We start from the raw sequence: 24227 nt of genomic DNA, 5'->3' as shown, positions 1-24227 counted from the left end.
AGTTGGTATATTTAGTATATGCTTACTGCATTTATATGGAAAGTGTAGGTGTATACTTATGTATCAGGATATGTATGAGCGTTGGTTGGCTGCCGATCTCGACGACCCCGACCTGAAACCCGAACTGGAAAGCGTGAAGGGGGACGACGCAGCGATTCAGGATCGGTTCGCTATAGCCCTCAAGTTCGGTACGGCCGGTCTGCGAGGTGTGATCGGCGCCGGCACCAACCGTATGAATATTTATGTTGTTCGTCAGGCAACCCAGGGTCTGGCCAACTGGGTCAAGACCCAGGGCGGTACCCAGACGGTCGCTATCAGCTATGACAGCCGCATCAAGAGTGATCTGTTTGCCCGTACCGCAGCCCAGGTGCTGGCTGCCAATGGCATCAAGGTCCGTATTTATAAGGCGCTGATGCCGGTGCCTGCCCTTTCCTTCGCCACCCGGTATTACAAGTGCAACGCCGGTATCATGGTGACTGCCAGCCATAACCCTGCCAAGTACAATGGTTATAAGGCCTATGGTCCGGATGGCTGCCAGATGACCGATGAGGCGGCAGACATTGTCTATGCCGAAATCCAGAAGACTGACATCCTGACCGGTGCCAAGCTGATCTCCTTTGAAGACGGCATGGCACAGGGGCTGATCGAATATGTGGGCGACGACTGCATCAATGCGCTGTATGAGGCTATTGAAGCTCGCTCCATCCGCCCCGGCATCTGCAAGACGGCCGGTCTGAAACTGGTCTACAGCCCGCTGAACGGCTCCGGTCTGGTGCCTGTCACCCATGTGCTGAAGGACATCGGCATTACCGATATCACCATTGTGCCGGAGCAGAAGGATCCGGACGGCAACTTCCCGACCTGCCCGTATCCCAACCCCGAAATTTTCGAGGCGCTGCGTCTGGGATTGGAACTTGCGGAAAAGTCCGGCGCCGACTTGATGCTGGCTACCGACCCCGATGCTGACCGTGTTGGCATCGCGGTAAAGTGCAAGGATGGCAGCTATGAGCTTCTCTCGGGCAATGAGGTAGGCGTACTGCTGCTGGATTACATCTGCGCCGGCCGTATTGAGCAGGGGACTATGCCCAAGAATGCAGTTATGTGCAAGTCCATCGTTTCCACCCCGCTGGCCGACAAAGTGGCAGAGCATTACGGTGTGGAATGCCGTAACGTGCTCACCGGCTTCAAGTGGATCGGTGACCAGATCGCCAAGCTGGAAGCGGCGGGCGAAGTGGATCGCTTTATCTTTGGCTTTGAGGAAAGCTACGGCTACCTGGCCGGACCCTACGTACGCGACAAGGATGCCATCATCGGATCTATGCTGATCTGCGAGATGGCTGCCTACTATCGGGCCAAGGGCAGCTCCATCAAGGAAGAGCTGGAGCGTATCTACAGCGAGTATGGCCGTTACCTGAACAAGGTGGACAGCTTCGAGTTCCCGGGTCTGTCTGGCATGGACAAGATGGCTGAAATCATGGCCAATCTGCGCGCCAACCCGCCGAAGGACTTTGACGGTGACAAGGTGGTCAAGGTCGTGGACTATAAGAATTCTGAGGAGACGGGGCTGCCCGCCGCCAACGTCCTGATCTATACCCTGGAAAGCGGCGCCACCGTGGTGGTTCGTCCTTCCGGCACGGAGCCCAAGATCAAGACCTACTTCACCACCAAGGGCAAGGATCTGGCCGAGGCCCAGGCCCAGAAAGACAAACTGGCGGCTGCCTGCAAACCGCTGCTGGCCTGATTGTTTTTGCCCAATGCAACAACGCAAATAAAGAAGCCCTCGCGGGTGTCAGGTGAAAACCTGAGCCTGCGAGGGCTTTTTGTATGACGATAAAAGATTACAGCGTCAGCTGCTCGACACTGTCGTCGGCACGCAGAATGGCACCGGCAGCGGGCAGGGTGCGCACACGGTAGCGATGGGCCTCGGCCAGCTCCAGCCCTTCGGAAAGGGTGACCCGGGCAATGCGGGCGTTTTTCTTGAGGGACACAACGTTGACACCGGCGGTGTCACGGGTGGACTTCTCGGGAATCAGTGCGCTGCCCGCCAGCAGCAAACGGTTGTTGCTGGTGAAGATAGCTAGCTCAGTCTCTTCCGGAAGATACCGCATGCAGGCCAGTTCAGCCTTGTCGCTGTAGGCTTTCAGAAGCTTGCGGCGGTTCTGCTTGGTCTCGTAGCTGCTCAGCGGTACCTTGGCGCATTTGCCGTTCTGGAAGAAGAAGAGCATCCAACCTTTGTAGTCCGGTGTGACCACCATGTACAAGGGAACCTCGCCCTCTTCCATTCCCAGAGAGGAGGCCACATAGTCGCCCAGCACACTGGCTTTGCTGTCGGCAAAGTCATAGGCGTGGGATTTGTACACCTGATGATGGTTGGTGAAAAAGAGCAGTTCCACACTGTTGGTGCTCTCGCAGGTAAACAGCACTTCGTCGCCGTCCTTCAGCTTCTGCTCGCCGCTCATGCGCAGACTCTGGGGCGTGATCTTCTTGAAGTAGCCGTCCCGTGTAAAGAACAGATGCACCGGATAGTCGGGAATCTGCTGCTCCGGCTCTTCTGCCTCACTGGCGGGAACCTCATAAAGGATTTCGCAGCGGCGTGGTTTTCCGTACTTTTTGGCCACGTCGGACAGCTCGTTCATGATGATCTTGTTGATGCGGGCCGGACGTTTCAGCACATCCTGCAGGTCCTCGATGGCGGACTCCAGCTCTTCGATTTCGGCCGTGCGCTTGAGGATGTATTCCCGGTTCAGATGGCGCAGCTTGATCTCGGCCACATATTCGGCCTGGACCTCATCAATGCCGAACCCAATCATCAGGTTGGGAACGACCTCCGCTTCTTCGGCGGTGTTGCGCACAATCTCAATGGCCTTGTCGATATCCAGCAAGATCGCTTTCAGACCCTGCAGCAGATGCAGGCGCTTCTGTTTGCCCTGCAGATCGTAATAGGTGCGACGGCGCACACATTCGGCACGGAAGGCGATCCATTCCAGCAGAATGTCCCGCACGCCTAGCACCTTGGGCTGGCCGGCAATCAGAACGTTGAAGTTGCAGGCAAAACTGTCCTCCAGCGGAGTGGCCTTGAACAGACGGGCCATCAGCTTGTCGGGGTCCTGCCCGCGTTTGAGATCGATGGTCAGTTTCAGACCGTTCAAGTCGGTCTCGTCGCGCATGTCGCTGATTTCGCGGATCTTGCCAAGCTTGACCAGCTCGGTGATCTTGTCCATGATCGCTTCCACCGTGGTGGTGGGCGGAATGTGGGTCACATCGATGCAGTTGTTGGTCTTGTCGTAGCTCCACTGAGCGCGGACCCGCACGCTGCCTCGCCCGTTTTCCAGCACGTTTTTCATCTCGGCGGCATCATACAGAATCGTGCCGCCGCCCACAAAATCAGGGGCGGGGATGATTTCCTTCAGATCCGCTTTTGCATCCTTCATCAGGGCAATGGTGGCATTGCACAGTTCTTCCAGATTGAAGGAGCAGATGTTGGAGGCCATGCCGACGGCAATGCCCAGCGTGTTGTTTGCCAGAATGGTAGGGAAAGTGACCGGCAGCAGAGTAGGCTCGGTAGTAGTGCCGTCGTAGTTGGGAACGAAATCCACGGTATCCTTGTCAATGTCTCGGAACAACTCTTCGCAGACCGGTTCCAGTTTCGCCTCGGTGTAACGGGCGGCAGCATAGGCCATGTCGCGGCTGTAGGCCTTGCCGAAGTTACCCTTGGAATCTACAAAGGGTACCAGCAGGCTTTCGTTGGATCGGCCCATGCGCACCATCGTGTCGTAGATAGCGGCATCGCCGTGCGGGTTCAGGTGCATGGTGCTGCCCACGATGTTGGCACTCTTGGTGCGGGCGCCTTTCAGCAGCCCCATCTCATACATGGTATAAAGCAGTTTGCGATGTGCAGGTTTGAAACCGTCAATCTCGGGCAGGGCGCGGGAGACAATAACGCTCATCGCATAGGGCATATAGTTGGTTTCCAGGGTTTCGGTGATGGGGGTTTCGATAATTTCACCGGCCGAGAGAATCTCGACGTTGTCACCAAGCTGCGGGCGCGCCGGTGCAGTTTTCTTTTCGCGTTTTTTTGCCATAGTTTTCCTCGTCTCAGCTTACATCCAGGTCGTCCAGATATTCGGCGCCGTGTTCGGCAATGTGCTCCTTGCGGCCCTGGAGGTTGTCACCCAGCAGCAGATCGAACACCTGAGCGGTGCGTTCCGCGTCGGTAGGCAGTACCTTGATCAGGCGGCGGCTTTCAGGACTCATGGTGGTCAGCCACATCATTTCGGGATCGTTCTCGCCCAGACCTTTGGAGCGCTGGATTGTGTATTTCTCGCCTTCGATGCGACGAAGAATATCGGCCTTTTCCGGCTCGGTGTAGGCAAAATAGGTCTTGTTTTTGGTATTGATTTCATATAGCGGGGACTCCGCAATATAGACGTATCCCTTGTTGATGAGGGTGGGCGTCAGTCGATACAACATGGTCAGGACCAGGGTGCGGATCTGGTAACCGTCCACGTCAGCATCGGTACAGATGACAACTTTGTTGAATCGCAAGTTGTCCAGATTGAAGCTGGCCAGATCTTTGTTGTGACTGCCGCCCAGTTCCACGCCGCAGCCCATGACCCGGATCAGGTCGGTGATGATGTCGGATTTGAAGATACGGGCGTAATCCGCTTTCAGGCAGTTGAGGATTTTTCCGCGGATGGGCATGATGGCCTGGAACTCGGAATCCCGGCTCTGTTTGACGGCGCCCATGGCCGAGTCACCCTCCACGATGTAGAGCTCCCGACGGGAGGCGTCCTTGGTACGGCAGTCCACAAACTTCTGCACCCGGTTGGCCAGATCCATCTGCTGGGTCATCGTCTTTTTGATGGTGATGCGGGCCTTTTCCGCGTGTTCCCGGCTCTGCTTGTTGATCAGTACCTGCTTGCAGGCTTTTTCCGCCTCATCGGGATGCTCGATGAAATAGACTTCCAGCTGATGTTTGAGGAATTCGGTCATGGCCTGGGCCACAAACTTGTTGGTGATGGCCTTTTTGGTCTGGTTCTCATAGCTGGTACGGGTGGAAAAGCTGGAAGAAACCAGCACCAGGCAGTCCTGCACATCGGAGAAGGTGATGGCGCTTTCGTTCTTTTTGTAGAGCCCTTTGCTCTTGAGCCAGGCGTTGATCTGGCTGACGAAAGCACTGCGCACCGCGCGGTCAGGGCTGCCACCGTGTTCCAGCCAGCTGGAGTTGTGGTAGTATTCCAGAGTCTGCACCGTGTTGGAGAAGGCAAACGCCACATTCATCCTGACCTGATAATCGGGCTGGTCGGCGCGATCGCGGCCTACGGCGGCACCGGAACAGAAATGTACCGGGGTCAGCGCCTCGTCGCCCACGATTTCATTGGCGTAGTCGGCGATACCGTGCTCATACAGGTATTCGTATTTCTGGGTGTCCTTGCCGGATTTGTCGGTGAAAACCAGCGTAACGCCGTCGTTGACCACTGCCTGACGACGCAGCATATCCTGGAACGTCTCGGGGGGGACGGCAATATCGGTAAATACCTCTGTGTCCGGCTTCCAGCGGATGACGGAACCGGTACGGCGACCCTTGTATTCTTCTTTCTGCAGACCGCCTACATTTTCGCCTTTTTGGAAATCCAGGTGATAATGGAAACCGTCACGGTAGATGTCTGCCGTCATCCATTCGCTGGCATACTGGGTGGCGCAAAGGCCTAGACCGTTGAGGCCCAGGCTGAAATCATAGTTGCCGCCGCCTTCGGCGTATTTGCCGCCGGCATACAGCTCACAAAAGACCAGATCCCAGTTCCAGCGCTGCTCGGCCTTGTTGTAATCCACCGGAATGCCGCGGCCGAAATCTTCGACTTCGACCACGTGATCAGGAAACAGCGTCACATTGATGCGGTTGCCGTAGCCGTCGCGAGCTTCGTCGATGGAGTTGGAAATGATTTCAAAGATGGAATGGGCACAGCCTTCCACACCGTCAGAACCAAAGATGACGGCCGGGCGCTTGCGCACACGGTCGGCACCTTTCAACTGTCGGATGCTGTCATTGCCGTATTCCTGTTGTTTTTTTGCCATGCGTTGGATCCCCCTGCGGTAACATAACACGTAACTGTATTTTGCGCATATAAAATTATTAAACCATAAATTGGAAAGCTTTGTCAAATAAACAAAACCATTATAACACAACCTACAGTTGTTGCGCAAGGGCTCCTCAACCGATCTGTCAGCCGGTTTTTTCCAGTCGGTTACGATCTCCCAGTACCGCAGTCCAATAGGACCCGCCATTGTAGTCAAAGATGACCCAGTCGTATCCGTTGTATTTTTGGGTGCTGCGTTGGGTAACGGTATAACGGCCCAACGGCAGATAGCCCACCACATCATTGAAGTTGGGCGTGTAGAAATACTCGGTACGGGCGTTGAAAACGACCAGCGTGTAGCCGCTGACATTCTGCATCAGGGGGCCGGTGGGACCGTAGTTGTTGAAGCCGCCGGCCTGGATGGCAGGCAGAAAATCCTTGTAACTGCGGTTAAGATCGCAGGCGCCGGAAATTCCGTTCACGGTACCGCTGCCGGAATACTGCCACATAGTATATGGTCCGGTATATCCCAGGGTGGAGCGGTAATCCGCGACCCAAAGCGGGTAAGCGCTGAGTTCGGCCGCGTTGAGGTAGTTGTTGATGTAATTGGTGTAGCTGTACCAGCCGGCGTACCATTTGCGTTGATAGAGGATATCCATCGCATATCGTACCAAGTTGGTCAGTTGGGTGCGGCCCAGACTGGTCAGACTGGAATCCTCCACATCCACAAAGACTGGATATTCCAACTGCAGCCCCTGCATGGCGTTCATAAAGAGCGAGAGCTCATCGGCCACGGCGCTTTGGGTGCGGGCATAGGTATAGTAGTAGGCTCCCACGCGCAGCCCGGCGGCATGGGCACCATTGACATTCTGCAGAAAATAGGGATCTACATACAGACCGCCGCTGTTGCTGGAACCTAGACGTACGATGACAAAATCCTTGCCGGCGGCGGCCACTTTGGACCAGTTGATGCTGCCCTGATACCGGGAAACGTCAATGCCGTTCTGAAACACAGCCATAAAAAAGCCCCCTCCCTTTGCTGCATAGTATGCAGTGGGGCGGGGGAATGGTGCTAGGAAGAGATTTTATAAACGCGGCAGCTGTCATTGTCATACCAGAGTGGGTAACAGGCGGCATACCAGTTTTCGTCGGCGGAAAATTCCGAGGTGACGGAAGGATCAAATACGACATAGTCGATACCCCAGGCAGATAAAGTGGCCTCATCGGGGGCTTCGTACAAGGTATGCATTGCATGGTATTCGCTGGCGTAATCCATGCCGTGATAATAGACATAACTGCCGGAACCGCACAGAATCCGTCGGCCGGCCAAAGCGAAGACCGGAGCGGTGTGCCGGTCGCTGGTCAGAAACAGGGCATCGCTTTCGGCGTTTTGGGATACGAACGCTGCCAGTGCAATTTCGTCGGCGCTCCAATGCTGATAATCGCTGACAACCTCCCGCCCGATGGTAAGCACGCTGCCGAACATGCCCAGAAAGCAAACAACACATGCCGCAGCAAGGCGAGCCCACACTCGGCGAAGGCTGGCAAGAAAATCCACGATCAACTGCGCCACCAAAAGGCAACCCAGCATATGCCAGACGTAGAGAAGCTTGTTGTTGTCGTAGGTGTTGGGCTGAAAGACTACAATCTCCGCCAGCGCCCAGATGAGCAGGCCGCCGCCGTAAAACCAGCGCTGCTTGCGGGAGGCGTGGAACCAGGCGGGAATGAGCAGCAGATAGACGATGCCGATATTTTTGATGTAGAACCAAAAGTAGTTGTCTTTTAAGGTCCCATCTCCGGTATTGTTGACCCAGTTGAAGTGCAAACGCAGCATGTTTTGGCCGTCTACGCTTTGTGCAAGTACGGTGGGCAACATCTGGGCAAGCCAGGCGACACCGCATAGCAGGGCGAGCCCGCCCCAGGGAAGCAATACGACGCGGGTATGTGGGGCATGGAGCAGCGTGTATGCTCCGCCGACAAGGCATACCAGTACCAGCGCCAGGGCGCTGTGGGTGTGCGTGAGCGGGAGAGGCAGAACCAGAAATGCCAGCGGCAGCCAAAGGCGGCGTTCTTCTTCATAGCAAAAGCGCCACAGCAGATGGAGCGCCGGCAACAGCAAAGACCAGCCAAAGAGGGTGGCACGCTGGGGAATCATCAGGTCCACAATGGGATTGACCCAGACGATGTTTTTGACGGTGTAATTGGTGGGAGTGGTATAGAATCCCGTGAAAATACTTTGGAAATCTTCCGGGCTTCCGAGAAAATAGGCAAACCCAAAACCGCTGCCCAGAAAAAACAGATAAAAGGCAAGACTTGCCTTGGCAACACTGCCCAGAACCCGGCGGGCCAGCTGCCAGAACATGCCGAACACGGCAAATACGGCAGGAAGCATGGGCAACAGATAGGCGGTACGCTGGTCGGCACCCAATACCCGGAACACGCTGGAAACGGTCTCACACAAAAAGGGATAGCCAAACCGATGGTCGCCGCCCAACAGAGGATAGGCGGGAGGGAATTGTCCGCTTTGCGCAATGTATTCGATAAACCCCAGGTGCATGGGCAGGTCGCCGTAACAGCTTTGACCGGTGTGGAGTGTGCCGTCGACTGCGTGTAAAATATGTGTGTGGAGCAGGTACACCGTAACGAGCAGGAGGGGGGCGAGGCAAATCCACATGGCACCGTGGTCAGTGCTGTGATGAATTCTGTGAAGAGGGGCGCTGCCGTACAAAGCATACAAAAGGATGACCAGGACCGGGATGGCTGCGCAGACTGCAGCAAGCTCTCCGAACCCGAACAGAAGTGCGAAAAGGGCCGGAAAAACGGCCAGCATGGAAAGTCCGTAGCTGCAGCCCAGCGGCAGCAGAAGCGCTCCGTCTGCATCGGGGAGAATGCGCCAGGCCACCAGAAAACCAGCGGCCAGGAACAACAGAAGATAGGCAATACTTACAGCCATCAGACGCCCTCCAGATCAAACGGCGGGGTGTATTCTTCCCGGGCGCTGCTCTTTTCCTGCATATAACCGTCGGTCAAACCCAGACGAATGGCTTCGTCGACGACCTGGCGGTACTCATAGGTGGTGATACGGCGTCCGAGCCCCTGCGCTTCTGCTTTATAAAAAGGAGTAAACTGGCTCATAAGGCTGGGAACAAACGGAATTCCCGTTTCCTTTTGCAGGCGGGCCAGAATCTTCAGGACGTTGCGACTGTCCCGCACGCAGCCCGGCAATGCCAGGTGTCGCACGATGACACCGCGTTGCAGAAAGCCCTCATGGTCATACACCGGTGCGCCGGTCTGCTCCAGCATCTGGCGCAGGGCGCTCTCCGCCACGGCAGGGTATTCCCGGGCGGAGGAAAGGCGTTGCGCCAGATCGGGATCTGCGTATTTGAAGTCGGTCAGCCAGATATCCACATACCCGGCCAGGGCTTTTACGGCGGCAACGGTTTCATAGCCGCCGGTATTATAGGCGACAGGCAGCGTCAGACCGTCCGCACGGGCCAGATCCAGGGCATGTCGTACCTGGGGCAGATACTGCGTAGCAGTTACAAGATTGATGTTGCGGGCCCCTTCGCTTTGCAGCCGCAGAAAGATCTCTGCCAGGTGCTCCACGGTGATGGCTTTGCCGACACCTTCCTGGCTGATGGGATAATTCTGGCAATAACAGCAGCGAAGCGTGCAGCCGCTGAAAAACACAGTGCCGCTGCCGCGGACATCTTCTGGGGCACCGCTCAGGCAGGGCTCTTCCCAGTGATGCAGGGCGGCACGAGCCACCAGCAGGCGGTCATCGGCGCCGCAATAACCGGCTTGACCGGCTGCGCGGTCGGCACCGCAGGCGCGGGGGCAGAGATGACAGCGATGCGGTAAGGACATGGTTTCTCTCACTTTCACAAATTTTTCTGTTTCATTTTACCACAAACGCACCAAATGTGGTATACTATAAGGACCAATCTCAAAAATAAAGGAGAGTGCGATCATGTCTACACCACATAACCGCGCCGAAAAAGGCGATTTCGCCAAAACTGTTCTGATGCCCGGCGATCCGCTGCGGGCTAAATTCATTGCGGAGACCTTCCTGGAAAATCCCCGCCTTGTCACGGATGTCCGCGGGATGCTCGGCTACACCGGTACCTACCAGGGGCGTCCCATCAGTGTGATGGGCAGCGGCATGGGTATGCCGTCCATCGGCATTTATTCCTATGAGCTGTACAGCCAGTACGGCGTGGAAAACATTATCCGTATCGGTTCGGCTGGTTCCTACACCGAAAAAGCCAAACTGTTCGATGTGGTTCTGGCCGCCGGAGCTTATTCGGAAAGCAATTATGCCGTGACCCAGAGCGGGGATGCCGACGATATCCAGAAACCCAATGCAGAATTGAATGCTGCCCTGAAAGCCAGTGCGGCGGCGCAGGGCATTCCTCTGATCGAGGGCAATATCCATTCTGCGGACGTTTTTTATCGGGAACCCAGTGACGAGAAGCCCGCTTACTGGGAGCGTCTGCGGGACGAAAAAGGCTGCCTCGCTGTGGAGATGGAGAGCTTTGCGCTGTTCCATAATGCCAAGGTGCTTGGCAAACGGGCGGCCTGCCTGCTGACCATCTCGGATAGCTTTGTCTCCCCCGAGATCACGACCCCGGAACAGCGTCAGACCAGCTTCACCGCCATGATGAAAGTGGCGCTGGGGGCAGACGCTTATCTGGAGAAGTAAGCGATGGAAAAAGAACAGATCCGATCGCTGATCCGTCAGGCATTCGCGGCGCGAAAATTTGCCTACACGCCGTATTCCCATTTTCAGGTGGGGGCGGCGCTTCTGACACAGGACGGAAAGGTGTATACCGGCTGCAATATTGAAAATGCCGGGTACACGCCTACCAACTGTGCGGAACGTACGGCACTGTTCAAAGCGGTGAGCGAGGGTGAACGGAAGTTTTCCGCCATCGCCATTGTGGGCAGCATGCAGGGGACAGTCAACACACTGGTTACCGGCCCCTGCGGGGTCTGTCGCCAGGCACTGTTCGAGTTTGGCGGTCCTTCTCTGACGGTAATTATGGCCCGTACGGAGGAGGACTATATTGTGACGACCCTGGGAGAGCTGTTGCCCTATGGGTTCGGTCCGGCCAACCTGGAGACCGAGCCTTCCCAATCCTCGATGTAAGGAGTTCCCATTGTTCATGAAAAAAGTTGTTGCGCTGTTTGTTTCTGTCATCATGCTGCTGTCACTGGCAGCTTGTGCATCGGAGGAAAATCCGCAGCAGACGGCCCAGTTTACAGTGCCGCTGGATGATGCGTCGTATGTATACCAGGCGGCTGCGGATGCTGCGCCGCTTCCCGGTGGTTCGGCTATTGCGCTGGCTGCGGACAGCAACGGCCTGGAATCCGGAGCTGAATCGCTGCTCTGGAAAGGAATCCAGACTTTTGCTTCCAATTTTGGCTATACGGCGCAGTCCTTTACCTACGGAGATGGTGAGGCAGATTCGGCGGAGGAAGCTTTGCGCAATGCGGCGCAGAGCGGGGCCACGCTGGTGGTCTGCCGCGGCGAAAAAATGGCCGAGGCGCTGTTCCAGGTGCAGGCCAATTTCCCCGGTGTGCATTATCTGTTGTTTGACGGTGAACCGCATAATGAGGATTATACGGTGTACACCACTGAGTCCAACGTACATTGCGTTCAGTTCCAGGAAGAGCAGGCTGGATACCTGGCCGGGTATGCCGCAGTGACGGAAGGGTTCACCGCGCTGGGGTTCGCCGGAAATGAGGAACTGCCGGATGTGGTGCGCTACTGCACCGGTTTCCTGCAGGGAGCCGAGGATGCGGCGGAGCAGCAGGGCGAGGAAGTGTCCATGCGCGTGTGGTACACCGGCAACATCGACGATCCGGCGCTGGTGACATCCCGTCTGGTGGATTGGTACAATAATGGTACAGGACTGATCCTGGCCAACGGGGGCGATCTTGTACAGCGCGCGATGGATGCGGCCAACCAGACCGGCGGCAAGATTTTCGCGACGGACTGGGACCAGAATGCACTGGGAGAACGCGTCCTCGGCAGTGCCGTGAAGTGCTACAATACGGCTGTGCAGAGACAGCTGTATGATTTCTTCTCCTCCAACAGTACCTGGAGCCAGGAGGCGGCCGGTCAGACTGAGAAGCTCGGCTATACCGACGGCAGCGTGGCGCTGGCGGGATCGACCTGGCGGTTCAACACCTTTACCCAACGGGAGTATGAACGCCTGTATGAGGAACTGCGCAACAGCGACCGGAAGGTGGAAACCTATTCCGATATGGATACATTGCCGGACACACCTTCTGTCACGCTGGAGATCGAGAACTGACTTTTGACATTTTGTTAAATATTTGTAATGCATTTCCGCCGGTTTTTCCATTGCAAAACCGGCGGAAATCCGTTATACTGAAGGCAAAGCGGCGGGGAAACGCTCCGCCCGAAGTTTATCAGGAATAAGGAGATCAAAACCATGAAAAAGTTCCTTGCATTGGTTCTGGCCGGCTGCATGGCGCTCTCTCTGGCTGCCTGCGGCGGAGCTGCTTCCTCCTCTGCGGCGACTTCTGAGGCTGCCAGCACCGAGGCTACGGCAGAAAGCAGCAGCGGCAGCAAAACCGACGTTGCTTTTGTAACCGACGTCGGCAACATTGACGACCAGTCTTTCAACCAGTACACCTGGCAGGGCGTGCAGGATTTCTGCGCTGCCAATGGTCTGAACGCCAACTATTACCGTCCCACGGAGGACTCTGATGCCGCCCGTCTGGAGCAGATGGATAACGCTGTGAACGACGGCGCCAAGGCGATTGTTGTTGCCGGCTACCTGTTCGGCACCTCCATTGCGGAGGCCCAGGCCAAGTATCCCGATGTGCAGTTCCTCGCGCTGGACGTTGCCACCACCGACCTGAGCGCTGACGGCAGCGCTCAGCCTGCTGCCAACACCGCTTTGATCACCTACAAGGAAGAGCAGGCCGGTTACCTGGCTGGCTACGCCGCTGTGTACGACGGCTACAAGGAACTGGGCTTCCTGGGCGGCATGGCTGTTCCCGCGGTTATCCGCTATGGCTACGGCTTCGTGCAGGGCGCTGACGCCGCTGCCAAGGAGCTGGGCGAAACCGACGTCAACATCAAGTACTGGTACTCCGGCGGCTTTGCTGCTACCGATGAGGTCAAGAACAAGATGGATGGCTGGTACTCCGAGGGCACCGAAGTGGTCTTTGCTTGCGGCGGCCCTGTCTGCCAGAGCTGCGATGCTGCAGCGCAGGCCAACGGCGGCAAAATGATTGGCGTTGACGTTGACCAGTCCGGTCAGTTTGACACCGTCATCACCTCCGCCATGAAGGCACTTGCCAACTCCGTCAATGTGGCTCTGACCGATGCCATGGACAATGGCTGGAAGTTCAGCGACGCTTACGCCGGCAAGCAGACCGTTCTGGGCGCTGCCGAGAACTGCGTCGGCCTGCCGATGGAAACCAGCAAGTTCACCAAATTCACGCAGGAGCAGTACGACACTATGTATCAGGAGATCGTCGACGGCACGCTGGTCGTGGATGATAGCTTTGATACCGCTGTTACGCCCGCTGTCACCAATGTGAACGTGGACTACCAGGGCTAATCTTTTCTGACTTTTCAAATCCCCCGTGCCTTTAAGCGCGGGGGATTTTTGTCATACTATGAGGTGAGAGAAGAACGACGGCGCGAATTTTTGCACTTTTTGTTCAAATTCTCTTGTGCAATTGTGATTTTTTCTATATAATACAAAGTAAGAAACTGTGTTTTTGGAAAGGGGCGTGCAACGGTTTGACAGATCAATATGTGATCGAAATGCTGCACATCACCAAGGAGTTTCCTGGTATCAAAGCGAATGATGATGTTACTTTGCAACTTCGCAAAGGGGAGATCCATGCGCTTCTGGGTGAAAATGGTGCCGGTAAGTCCACGTTGATGAGCGTGTTGTTTGGCTTGTACCAGCCGGAAAGGGGGATCATCAAAAAGAACGGCCAGGAAGTCAAGATCAACAATCCCAACGATGCCAATGCACTGGGCATCGGCATGGTTCACCAGCATTTCAAACTGGTGGAATGCTTCACGGTGCTTGATAATATTATTCTGGGTGTGGAAGACACCCGGCATGGATTTTTGCGTAAAGATGCGGCGCGCAAAAAAGTCATGGAGCTGAGCGAAAAGTATGGCCTGCGTGTGGATCCCGATGCGTTGGTCAGTGATATTTCGGTTGGCATGCAGCAGCGTGTTGAGATCCTGAAAATGCTGTATCGTGACAATGATATTCTGATCTTCGACGAGCCCACGGCTGTTCTGACGCCGCAGGAAATTGATGAGCTCATGGAGATCATGCGCGGCTTCAAAGAGGAAGGCAAGAGCATCCTGTTTATCACCCACAAGCTCAATGAGATCATGGCGGTGGCTGACCGGTGCACGGTTTTGCAGAAAGGCAAGGGCATTGGTACGGTGGAGATCGCCAAAACCACCAAGGAAGAGCTTTCCCGTATGATGGTGGGCCGCGACGTGGAATTCGCTGTGGAGAAAAAGCCCTGCGAGCCTGGTCGGACCATTCTGGAAGTGGACAACCTGGTGGTGGCCAGCAAAGTGCATAAGAACAACGCTGTCAAGGGTGTGTCTTTCCAGGTGCGTGCCGGAGAGATCGTCTGTGTCGCCGGTATCGAGGGCAACGGCCAGAGCGAGCTTGTCTACGGTCTGACCGGTCTGGAGAAAGTAGTCTCCGGTACGATCAAGCTCAACGGCCAGGACATCACCTCTGCAAGCATCCGAACCCGTTCCAAGGACGGCATGAGCCATATTCCGGAGGACCGCCATAAACATGGATTGGTACTGGATTATACGCTGGCAGACAATCTGGTGTTGCAGCGTTATTGGCAGCCGCAGTTCCAGAATCACGGATTTATCAAAAAAGGTGCCGTTCTTTCCTATGCGGAACGTCTGATCGAACAGTATGATGTCCGCAGCGGCCAGGGAGCGCAGACCATTGCCCGCAGCATGTCGGGCGGTAACCAGCAAAAGGCAATCATCGCCCGTGAGGTGGATAAAGACCCGGATCTGCTGGTGGCCGTCCAGCCTACCCGTGGCCTGGACGTCGGTGCCATCGAGTATATCCATAAACAGATTGTGGCAGAACGTGACAAAGGGAAGGCGGTCCTGCTCATTAGTCTGGAACTGGATGAAGTTATGAACCTCTCTGATCGGATTCTGGTCATGTACGAAGGCCAGATCGTCGGTGAGTTTGACCCGCATAAGACAACGGTGGAAGAACTCGGCCTGTATATGGCGGGGGCGAAAAAGCAGGGGGAGGCGAAGGCATGAAAAAGAATCAAAAAAGTACGCTTTTGCAGAACCCTGCGGTAGTTGGCGTTCTGGCCAGCCTGCTGTCTATTGTCATTGGCCTGATCCTTGGCTTCCTGCTGCTGATCGCCCTGAACCCGGGCGCGTCGCTGGAAGGCATGAAAGCGATGATGACTACCGGCTTCGGCAGCATGGACAAGTTCGGTAAGGTACTGTATCAGGCGGCTCCGCTCATGATGTGCGGTTTGTCGGTAGGTTTTGCATTCAAGACGGGCCTGTTCAATATTGGGGCTTCCGGTCAGTATACCATGGGCGCCTTCTTTGCGCTTCTGTTTGCCATTCAGTTCCAGATGCCGTGGTTTATCTGCTTGCTGGCGGCAGCAGTCGGCGGTGCCATCTGGGGTGTCTTCCCGGGCTTGTTCAAGGCGTACTTCAACGTCAATGAAGTCATTACCGCTATCATGTTCAACTGGATCGGGATGTACCTCGTCAACCTGATTCTCGCAAACTCTCCGAACATGCTGGCCTCCGGCTGGGGGGCCTCCAACTCCGACCGTACCGCAGCACTTTCGGCTGCCAACCCCGGAGCAATTCTGCCCAAAGGTCCCCTTGCAGCATTGTTCGGCGACTCCAGTTGGATCAACATCGGCATCGGAATCAGCATCGTGTTTGCCATTGTTGTGTGGGTCGTGCTGCAGAAAACAACATTCGGTTACGAACTCAAGGCCTGTGGCCTCAGCCGCGATGCGGCACAGTATGCCGGCATCAACGCAAAGCGCAACATCGTGCTTTCTATGGTAATTTCCGGTGCACTTTCCGGCATCGGCGGCGGCATTTACTATCTGGCCGGTACCGGTCAGTATGTACTGGAGAAGGCCATTCTGGGCATGGGCTTCAATGGCATCCCGGTGGCGCTGCTGGCAAGTTCCAATCCTGTGGGAACCATCTTCTCGGCGTTGTTCATCAGTTATATTCAGGTGGGCGGCGCGGCAATGCAGCCGGCATATTCCTCCGAAACCATCGACATCGTCATTGCAGTCATCATTTACCTGGCAGCTTTTGCGCTGCTCATGCGCGGTGTGATTGCAAAAGCGGTATCCGGCCGTAAAGAGAAAGGAGGCGCTGCCAAATGATGATCGCTGCCAATATTATCAGCCTCACCGTTTTGTTTGCGGTTCCGCTGCTTCTTGTTGCCCTGGGGGGCATGTTCAGTGAGCATTCCGGCGTCATCAACATTGCGCTGGAAGGCATGATGATCATCGGTGCGCTGTTTGCCTGCTTTACGCTCCAGGCTTTGGATCAGAGCGGATTCGGCCCGGCCAATCCGCAGCTTTCCATGCTGATTGCCATCCTGGTTGCAGGGGCTACCGGTATGATTTTCTCCTTCTTCCTGGGGTTTGTCGCCATCAACCTGAAAGCAGATCAGACGATCGGCGGTACTGCATTGAACCAGTTTGCACCCGCCTTTGCAGTGGTTATGACCTGGGCTATCCAGGGCCAGGGCCTTACGACGATCCAGATCCCCAGCTGGGTGCGCATCACGCGAGAGACCTTCGGTTTGGCGCCCGTGGATGGCCCCAGCTTCTGGAATAATCTGATTTTCAAGTATTTCTACCTTACGACTCCCGTTGCCGTGGTCCTGTTTATCGTGGCGTATGTGTTGATGTACAAGACCCGGTTTGGCCTGCGGCTGCGCGCTTGTGGCGAACATCCCCAGGCGGCAGACTCGGTAGGCATCAATGTCTACAAGATGCGGTACGCCGGTGTGCTGATTTCCGGTTTCCTCGGCGGTATCGGCGGCCTGGCTTACACGGTGGCGGCCGGTTCGGGTTTCAATTCGGATGTGGGCGGCTACGGCTTCCTGGCGCTGGCGGTTATGATTTTCGGTAACTGGAAACCGTTCCCGATTCTGGCTTCTTCTTTCTTCTTCGCCTTGTTCAAGGTCATTGCAGCATACAGCTCTTCGCTGTCTTTCCTGCCCAAATTTGAAGGCGTCAAGGAAGTTTCCAACTTTTATCAGATGCTCCCGTATATCGTTACGATGATCGTTCTGATCTTTACGTCCAAGAATTCGCAGGCGCCCAAGGCGGAGGGCATCCCTTACGATAAGGGAAGCCGCTGAGCGTTTTGCGGTTTACCACACAATCGGAAATGCCGTCCCCGGGCGGCATTTCTCTGTTTCTGCCGAAAAAGGCGGAGCTTTGCCTGAAAGGAGGCTGTACTCTATGCGAATGTACGATATCATTGCCAAAAAGCGTGACGGTGGCACTTTGACCCGTGAAGAACTTGCTTTTGCAGTCAACGGTTATGTGGCGGGTGAGGTGCCGGACTACCAGATGTCGGCGCTGCTTATGGCAATTTACCTGCGCGGCATGACCGATGAGGAAACAGCTGTCCTCACCGATGTTATGGCGCATTCCGGCGATATGGTGGATCTTTCTGCCATCGAGGGCATCAAGGCAGACAAACATTCTACCGGTGGAGTGGGGGATAAGACCACATTGGTGATCGCCCCCATTGTGGCTGCTTGCGGTGTGAAGATCGCCAAGATGAGTGGACGGGGCCTTGGACATACCGGTGGTACCATCGATAAGATGGAGGCTGTGCCCGGCACGCGAACCAGCCTTACACAGGAGGAGTTCTTCAAACAGGTCAATGAAATTGGTATTTCGGTGATTGGTCAGAGCGGACAGATTGCCGTAGCCGATAAGAAAATGTATGCGCTGCGTGACGTGACTGCTACGGTAGGATGTATTCCGCTGATCGCTTCGTCGATCATGAGCAAGAAGCTGGCTGCCGGATCGGATGCGATTCTGCTGGATGTGACAATGGGTGACGGTGCATTCATGAAAGATCTGGACAGTGCCATTGAACTGGCTCGTCAGATGGTAGCTATTGGTACGACGCATGGCCGGAAGGTGGCAGCCCTCATCACCGATATGGATAAGCCACTGGGCCGGAATATCGGCAATTCTTTGGAAGTGGCCGAAAGCATGGCGGTTTTGCAGGGGAAGGGCCCGGCCGATCTTACCGAAGTATGCCTGCAGCTGGCCACCAATATGTTGATTCTGGCAGGCAAGGGGGATGCGGCCACCTGCCGCAAGATGGCGCAGCAGGTCATTGCAGACGGCTCCGCATTTAAAAAGTGCTGTCAGATGTTTGCGGCGCAGGGGGGAGAGGTCTCGGTACTTGAGGATCCCGAGCGCTTCCGCAAAGCCAAGTACAGCTATGAGCTGACCGCCCAGAGCGACGGATACATCTATAAGAACGATGTAGAAAAGATCGGCAATGCCAGCGTGCTGCTGGGAGCAGGCCGCATCAAAAAAGAGGATACCATTGATTTTGCGGCCGGTATCACGATGCACAGGAAGCTGGGCGATTTCGTGAAAACGGGAGAGAGCATCTGCACGTTCTATGCGGATGATGAAGCGCTGTTTGCAGCTGCGGAGGAAATGTACCGCGGCGGCCTTGTGATCAAGAGCGAACCTCCGAAACTACCGCCGCTGATCTATGCCCGCGTAACGGCTGATGGCGTGGAGCGGTTCTGAACCCCCTGTTTTCGCATGAAAAACAAAAAGTCCTTCTGCTCAGGCGGAAGGACTTTTTTGCTTATTTGCAATGTCGTAGAAAGAACACTTTCAATTTCCCGTACCCGTTGGCTTTGTCAACGGAGAATTCCTGTGTTTTTACATAGCGCTTTCGCAGACCGTCAAACTGTAAAGCATTTCCACTTTCCTGCACATCGGTCAGAATGCGGGGGAGCGCGGAGCGCTGGCTTTCGAATTCCGGCTCTTTGTCCCAAAGAATGTTACCCTCTGCATCCAAACCATGTGCCCAGGCACTGAATACCAGGCAAGCGGCTTCTCCATAGCAGTACCGCTCAAAACGGATACGGCCGTCAATATAAAAGAGAAGACAATCCCGAAAATGGGTTTCCAGTTCTTTTTCGTAGCGGCAGCCGCAGTGGGGGCCGGCGAAATCAGCGGCGTTGGCAGTCAATGGGGATCCCTCCTGATGGATGTTACTGGTATTATACCGCCTTCGTGGCGGTTTGGCAACGGGAAGCTCTTTAACTTTTTACGTCGTGTCGCGTCAAGAGCCAGCTGGCAATCAAAAAAATCAGAAGGAGCCAAAACAGGCAGGCTGCAAAGAATGGCAGATAATTGCCAGCGAGAAGATCTTCGCTTCGATTGGAGTTCATACCATACTGCATCAGCGCGTACGGCCAATACAGGCCTTTGCTTTTGGCGGCGGCCAGCATGCCGATGATGCCGCCGAACAGCGAAAGAAAAACCGGCACGGCAAAACTGCGGATCACCATGGATAACAGCAGCTGCAGTGCAATGACACTGAGACCGCCTGCAGCCCCGCGCAGCAGAAATATCAGGGTTGCCAGCGGCGGCCAGCCGGGCAGAGAGGCAAAGGCCTTGCCGCAAAAACAATAGAGAAAGAAGATAAAGAGCTGGGTCAGCACGACCAGCTTGATCACCACGATGAATTTGGCAAAAAACAGGGCGAATGGGTGTACCGGTGCGGCCATGATCAGGTTCCAGTTGTGCCCCAGATGTTCCAGACGCCAAAGGTAGGAGGCATAGATGGCTACTATGGCGGGAAAGAAGAAAAGAGAATAAAAGAGCGTGTGCTGAGTCCAAAGGGCATACCAGCTTACCCCGAGAATATCCAGATTGCCCAAGTAGTTCACCGTGCCGTAAGCGGCAGAAAGGATTGGCAACAGGAAAAACAGAAACCAGATTGCAGAGGCATGGAGTTTCCGGTTTTCGGCCCGGATGCAGTGCAGAAACATGGAATTATACCTCCTTTGTACGGATTGAGTGCCAGGTGACTTCGAAAAAAAGGCTGCCTAACAGGATGGACCACACAAGCAGCGGTAAATTGAAATCACGGATGGCATATGCAACGATTTTGGTCTCGGGATCCCAGGAGGCCATTATATAGCTCCCCAACGGAATGCAGTAGCTCCAGGGAATAAAATAACAAAAGACAGACGGCATGAACGCGGCAAACAGGCCGATCAAGGCTCCGGCAATCCCTGTACACAGAGCGGGCAGTGGGTTGGCAAGCAAAACTGTCAGCATAAGTTCGGAAAAAAACAGCATCAATCCCACAGCACTGGTGCAGAGAAAAAGATAGAAGAACTGTTCTGTCGGCGGGAAATCCTGATAGCCGTTGCGCAGACCAAGGCAAAACACACCTGCCAGTTCCAGGGCGACGATCAGAAGCACTTCTGCGGTGCCGAAGAGGGATTTGGCAAGGAAAAGGCTTTGCCGACTTTGCAAGGTATAAAGCAGCTTCGGAAAATTTCCTTTGACTTCCACATCCCAAAGACGGCTGGCCAGCATGGCCATGCCCACCGGCAACAACACGGTGTTCATAATGGGCAAGGTGTACAGCAGGGCATGGTAGCCGTCCTCTGCGGACTTTGTACCGCCGGGAGCGGAATACCAGGACCAGAGGAGCACCGCAAGAGGCAGGAGCAGGCAGGCCGCCAGATCATGACGCCGTTTTGCTTTCTGGCATTCAGCACGAAGGCTTCGCAACATTTCAGCTCACCTCCTTGCCCGAATCGGTCAGACTCAGGAAGATATCTTCCAGAGATTTGGTATGCCGGGTCAGCTCTACAATGCCGGCGCCGCTGGCGGCCAGGGCCTCGACAAGATCTGCCAGCAGTTCATCCCGAAGCGGAGGAAGTGTCAGGATGTCTTCCTTTTGCTTTGGCATGATCCCCCGGGCCCGCAGTACCGGCAATGCTTTCTGGATATGCAGCAGCCGCATGGTCAATGCACCGCGGCTGTGCTTCTGCAAATCTCGAAGGGAACCTTCAAAGAGCATTTTGCCGTGATTGATGATGCCGACCTGACCGACCAGCTGCTCCATTTCCCCCAGAAGGTGACTGGAAACAAGGATGGTGGCGCCGGTAGCCTGTGGCATCTCTGCGAGCAAGGTACGCATTTCCTGAATGCCGGCGGGATCCAGCCCGTTAGTGGGTTCGTCCAGAATCAGAAGGGGCGGATTGCCCAGCAGGGCCATAGCAATACCCAGTCTCTGCTTCATGCCGAGAGAATAATGTCCCACTTTCCGGTTGCGGTCCTTGGTCAAGTGAACAACGTCAAGCACACGACCGACCTCTTTGTAAGAAACTCCTTTCAGGTCTGCCACGATTTTCAGGTTTTCTTCCGCCGTCAGGTGGAGATATCCGGATGGCGATTCAATCAGGCTGCCGGTCTGGCGAAGCAGCTGCAGACGATTGGATTCAGTGAGTTCTTTGCCGAGCAAAAAGACTTGCCCGGCGCTGGGGTGAATCAATCCCAGCAGCATTTTCATGGTGGTGCTTTTTCCGGCACCATTGGGGCCGATAAAGCCGTACACGGAACCTTGGGGAATATGCAGATTCAGATGATCTACGGCTCTTTGCCCATCATAGGATTTACAGAGCTCTCGGGTTTCGATGACGATTGACATGGTGTTTGCTCCTTTGCACAGATGTTTGTTTCCCACCTGTATCCTACAACGGCCAGCTTAATTGGAGTGAAATCCCCGCTTAAGTTTACCTTAAGTTTTCAAAAGAACGTGGCCTCCGGTGTTGTGGTGCGGTATAATACAAAGGAGGTGAAATCATGCAGACGATTTATGATGCCAAACTGTTGTTGGTAGATGATACGCCAGAGCTGTTGAATCTGTTATGCGAGCACCTGCGTGCCGCGGGGTATCATGCCATCGCAATGGCCGGAAACTGTGCTGCCGCCCGGGAAGCTTTTGCACAGCGACGGCCTGAGCTGATGATCCTGGACATCAACCTTCCGGATGGAGACGGCTTTGCGCTGTTTCGTCAGCTGCGTGCGCAGGCGGATGTGCCAGCCTTGTTTCTCTCCGCCCGGGATGCTGACGCCGACCGGCTGTTTGGATTGGGGCTGGGAGCGGATGATTATCTGACCAAGCCGTTTTTGATGCAGGAACTGCTGCTCCGAGTGCAGCATATTTTGCAGCGCGCCTACCGATCGGAACTGCAGTGCGGCAGATCCAATGTTCTGCAGCTGGGAGAGCGAACGGTAGAACTGGCGGATGCACAGGTACGCCTGCCTGATAAAAGCACCTTGCCGTTGACGGCCACCGAACGGGCAATTCTGCAAAAGCTGGGGGAAAACCGTGGCCATATTATCACATATGATGCACTGTGTGAGGCTGTCTGGGGCCAGGACTATTACGGATATGAGAACAGCCTCAATGTGCATATACGCCATCTGCGTGAAAAACTGGAGGAAACACCTGGCAAGCCCCGTTGGCTCCTCACCGTGCGCGGCATCGGATACAAGCTGGCGGGGGAGGCACGGCCATGAAAACCTTTGTGCGGTTGATCCGGCGCTATGTATTGCTGGCAGTAGGATTGTCCCTGCTCCTGATTGTGCTGGCCCTGGCGCTTGTGGTTTGGATTGGTGTTCAGTTCGGTCTGGTGTGGCAGCGGGAGGTTACTTACTCCTACGAAGAAATTGCAGACCATCTGCAGCAGAATGATGCGGGACAGTTCTTGTTCGATGAACAGGACGAGGCTTACTGGTTGGATGGCTATGAGTGGGCTATGGTGCTGGATGATGGGGGGACGGTAATCTGGCAGTATCAGCTTCCACGGGAACTGGACCGCAGATATACGGCATCCGAAATTGCGGTTTTCTCCCGCTGGTATCTGGAGGATTACCCGGTTTTCTGTCAGGTACGGGAGTATGGCCTGCTTGTGTTGGGAATGCCCAAAGACAGTCTCTGGAAATACAGTTTCTGGACGTATCCCGATCTGATCGAGTGGATCTTTTACCGTGGCACAAGCCTGCTGGCTGGCGTTCTTGTGCTGATTCTGGTGCTTTGCCTGGTGTTCAGCTGGCGGGGCGCCAAATCCTTGGGGACGGTGGCTGACGGCCTGGATACATTGGCCGAGGGACGTACAGTGCAGCTGCCGACACGGGGATTTGCGGGGGAACTGGCGGAAAAACTCAACCGTACCAGTGCTCAAATTCAGTACCGCAATGAAATCATTCAGCGGCGGGACACGGCACGCACCAACTGGATTGCTGGTGTCAGTCATGATATCCGCACCCCACTGTCCCTGATTCTGGGGTGGTCGGAGCAGTTGCAGCAAGACGCGACGCTGCCGGACGGTGCACGGCATAAAGCGGAAGGGATTCGTCTGCAAAGCGAAAAAATCCGGTCGCTGGTAGAAGATCTCAACTTGACCAGTAAGCTGCAATACGGGGCGCAGCCCCTGCGTCGAGAGGCTGTACAGGCCGGTCCGATTCTGCGCAAGTTAGTGGCGGATTTTTGCAACAGCCCATTGGCAGATGGCTGCGAAATCGAATTGAATATGACCCGTGAGGCGGAACAAGCCGTGATACAAGCGGATCAGGCGCTGTTGGCCCGTGCTGTGGAGAATATCCTGGGCAACAGCGTGCGGCATAACCGAGGGGCAGTTCGTTGTTGGGTGACAGCAACGATGGAAGAAGCGTGTCTTTGCCTGACTGTCACAGACGATGGTGTCGGGTATCCGGCACGGGTCTTGGAGGCGCTGCAAAGCGGCCGGGTGGAAGAAAACACGCCGCACATCCTGGGGCTGCACGTGGTGGAGCAGATTTTGCAGGCACACGGTGGAAAGGTGCTTTTTAGTCAGAACGAGCCAAAAGGAAGCAGAGTGGAAATGCACCTTCCTGTTGCATAAAAAGCTCCCGCCTGATATTCAGGCGGGAGCTTTTTGCATATTTGTGCCGCGGAACCGGGGACTCATCGGACGACCGGATTTCCGGATTCATCCTGAAGGTTCACAAAAGGGGCGGATTGCTGGCTTT

Annotated in this window: 20 protein-coding genes; 11 read left to right on the top strand and 9 right to left on the bottom strand. The window is 55.3% G+C overall.

Going from position 1 to position 24227, the window contains the following annotated elements; genetic code table 11:
- Positions 1 to 58: 58 nt before the first annotated feature.
- On the top strand, positions 59 to 1741 hold the full coding sequence (locus NQ490_RS00940) for a phospho-sugar mutase (RefSeq protein WP_007046920.1): 1683 nt from the start codon (positions 59 to 61) through the stop codon (positions 1739 to 1741).
- 97 nt (positions 1742 to 1838) lie between these two features.
- Here NQ490_RS00940 and NQ490_RS00935 read toward each other — a convergent pair whose 3' ends face one another.
- From NQ490_RS00935 to NQ490_RS00915, 5 genes are all read right to left on the bottom strand, one after another.
- A complete protein-coding gene (locus NQ490_RS00935) occupies positions 1839 to 4082 on the bottom strand; it encodes a DNA gyrase/topoisomerase IV subunit A (protein ID WP_007046919.1) in 2244 nt (747 codons plus the stop codon).
- Positions 4083 to 4095: 13 nt separating this feature from the next.
- Positions 4096 to 6075 carry a DNA gyrase/topoisomerase IV subunit B gene (locus tag NQ490_RS00930; RefSeq protein ID WP_007046918.1) on the bottom strand — a complete coding sequence of 660 codons (1980 nt, stop codon included), beginning with the start codon at positions 6073 to 6075 and terminating at the stop codon, positions 4096 to 4098.
- Between the two features lie 148 nt (positions 6076 to 6223).
- On the bottom strand, positions 6224 to 7096 hold the full coding sequence (locus NQ490_RS00925; RefSeq protein WP_007046917.1) for a glycoside hydrolase family 25 protein: 873 nt from the start codon (positions 7094 to 7096) through the stop codon (positions 6224 to 6226).
- 53 nt (positions 7097 to 7149) lie between these two features.
- A complete protein-coding gene (locus tag NQ490_RS00920) occupies positions 7150 to 9030 on the bottom strand; it encodes a hypothetical protein (protein ID WP_007046916.1) in 1881 nt (626 codons plus the stop codon).
- A complete protein-coding gene (locus tag NQ490_RS00915; RefSeq protein ID WP_040917685.1) occupies positions 9030 to 9944 on the bottom strand; it encodes a radical SAM protein in 915 nt (304 codons plus the stop codon). Before NQ490_RS00915 ends, NQ490_RS00920 begins: the two co-directional genes overlap by 1 nt.
- Before the next feature lie 103 nt (positions 9945 to 10047).
- Between NQ490_RS00915 and deoD the strand changes: the two genes are divergently transcribed.
- The 8 genes from deoD (at position 10048) to NQ490_RS00875 (ending at position 18929) form a co-directional block, all read left to right on the top strand.
- A complete protein-coding gene (deoD, locus tag NQ490_RS00910) occupies positions 10048 to 10779 on the top strand; it encodes a purine-nucleoside phosphorylase (RefSeq protein WP_007046913.1) in 732 nt (243 codons plus the stop codon).
- Between the two features lie 3 nt (positions 10780 to 10782).
- Positions 10783 to 11226 carry a cytidine deaminase gene (locus tag NQ490_RS00905; RefSeq protein WP_007046912.1) on the top strand — a complete coding sequence of 148 codons (444 nt, stop codon included), beginning with the start codon at positions 10783 to 10785 and terminating at the stop codon, positions 11224 to 11226.
- Positions 11227 to 11242: 16 nt separating this feature from the next.
- A complete protein-coding gene (locus NQ490_RS00900; RefSeq protein WP_007046911.1) occupies positions 11243 to 12397 on the top strand; it encodes a BMP family lipoprotein in 1155 nt (384 codons plus the stop codon).
- A gap of 141 nt (positions 12398 to 12538) precedes the next feature.
- Positions 12539 to 13678: a BMP family lipoprotein gene (locus NQ490_RS00895; protein ID WP_007046909.1), complete on the top strand. Its 1140-nt coding sequence runs from the start codon at positions 12539 to 12541 to the stop codon at positions 13676 to 13678.
- A gap of 209 nt (positions 13679 to 13887) precedes the next feature.
- Entirely contained in the window at positions 13888 to 15402 is a 1515-nt protein-coding gene (locus NQ490_RS00890; protein ID WP_007046907.1) for an ABC transporter ATP-binding protein, read from the top strand.
- Positions 15399 to 16514 carry an ABC transporter permease gene (locus NQ490_RS00885; protein ID WP_007046906.1) on the top strand — a complete coding sequence of 372 codons (1116 nt, stop codon included), beginning with the start codon at positions 15399 to 15401 and terminating at the stop codon, positions 16512 to 16514. Before NQ490_RS00890 ends, NQ490_RS00885 begins: the two co-directional genes overlap by 4 nt.
- On the top strand, positions 16511 to 17503 hold the full coding sequence (locus NQ490_RS00880; protein WP_007046905.1) for an ABC transporter permease: 993 nt from the start codon (positions 16511 to 16513) through the stop codon (positions 17501 to 17503). Before NQ490_RS00885 ends, NQ490_RS00880 begins: the two co-directional genes overlap by 4 nt.
- 103 nt (positions 17504 to 17606) lie before the next feature.
- Entirely contained in the window at positions 17607 to 18929 is a 1323-nt protein-coding gene (locus tag NQ490_RS00875; RefSeq protein ID WP_040917683.1) for a pyrimidine-nucleoside phosphorylase, read from the top strand.
- 61 nt (positions 18930 to 18990) lie between these two features.
- Here NQ490_RS00875 and NQ490_RS00870 read toward each other — a convergent pair whose 3' ends face one another.
- From NQ490_RS00870 to NQ490_RS00855, 4 genes are all read right to left on the bottom strand, one after another.
- Complete coding sequence (locus NQ490_RS00870) at positions 18991 to 19380, bottom strand: hypothetical protein (protein ID WP_007046903.1); 390 nt, start codon at positions 19378 to 19380, stop codon at positions 18991 to 18993.
- A gap of 70 nt (positions 19381 to 19450) precedes the next feature.
- A complete protein-coding gene (locus NQ490_RS00865) occupies positions 19451 to 20185 on the bottom strand; it encodes an ABC transporter permease (RefSeq protein ID WP_007046902.1) in 735 nt (244 codons plus the stop codon).
- Positions 20186 to 20189: 4 nt separating this feature from the next.
- The gene (locus tag NQ490_RS00860) at positions 20190 to 20942 is read right to left on the bottom strand and encodes an ABC transporter permease (RefSeq protein ID WP_007046901.1); all 753 of its coding nucleotides are present in this window, start codon (positions 20940 to 20942) and stop codon (positions 20190 to 20192) included.
- A gap of 1 nt (position 20943) precedes the next feature.
- A complete protein-coding gene (locus tag NQ490_RS00855; protein WP_040917681.1) occupies positions 20944 to 21861 on the bottom strand; it encodes an ABC transporter ATP-binding protein in 918 nt (305 codons plus the stop codon).
- A gap of 155 nt (positions 21862 to 22016) precedes the next feature.
- Here NQ490_RS00855 and NQ490_RS00850 point away from each other — a divergent pair, with 155 nt between their 5' ends.
- Together NQ490_RS00850 and NQ490_RS00845 are read left to right on the top strand one after the other, a co-directional pair.
- A complete protein-coding gene (locus NQ490_RS00850) occupies positions 22017 to 22736 on the top strand; it encodes a response regulator transcription factor (protein WP_007046898.1) in 720 nt (239 codons plus the stop codon).
- Positions 22733 to 24100, top strand: a complete 1368-nt coding sequence (locus tag NQ490_RS00845) for a sensor histidine kinase (protein ID WP_007046897.1) — start codon at positions 22733 to 22735, stop codon at positions 24098 to 24100. The genes NQ490_RS00850 and NQ490_RS00845 overlap by 4 nt, the downstream gene beginning before the upstream one ends.
- The last annotated feature ends 127 nt before the right edge of the window (positions 24101 to 24227 follow it).

The sequence above is a fragment of the Subdoligranulum variabile genome (genome assembly GCF_025152575.1).
Classification (GTDB): domain Bacteria; phylum Bacillota; class Clostridia; order Oscillospirales; family Ruminococcaceae; genus Gemmiger; species Gemmiger variabilis.
This window is presented reverse-complemented; position numbering and strand designations above follow the sequence as displayed.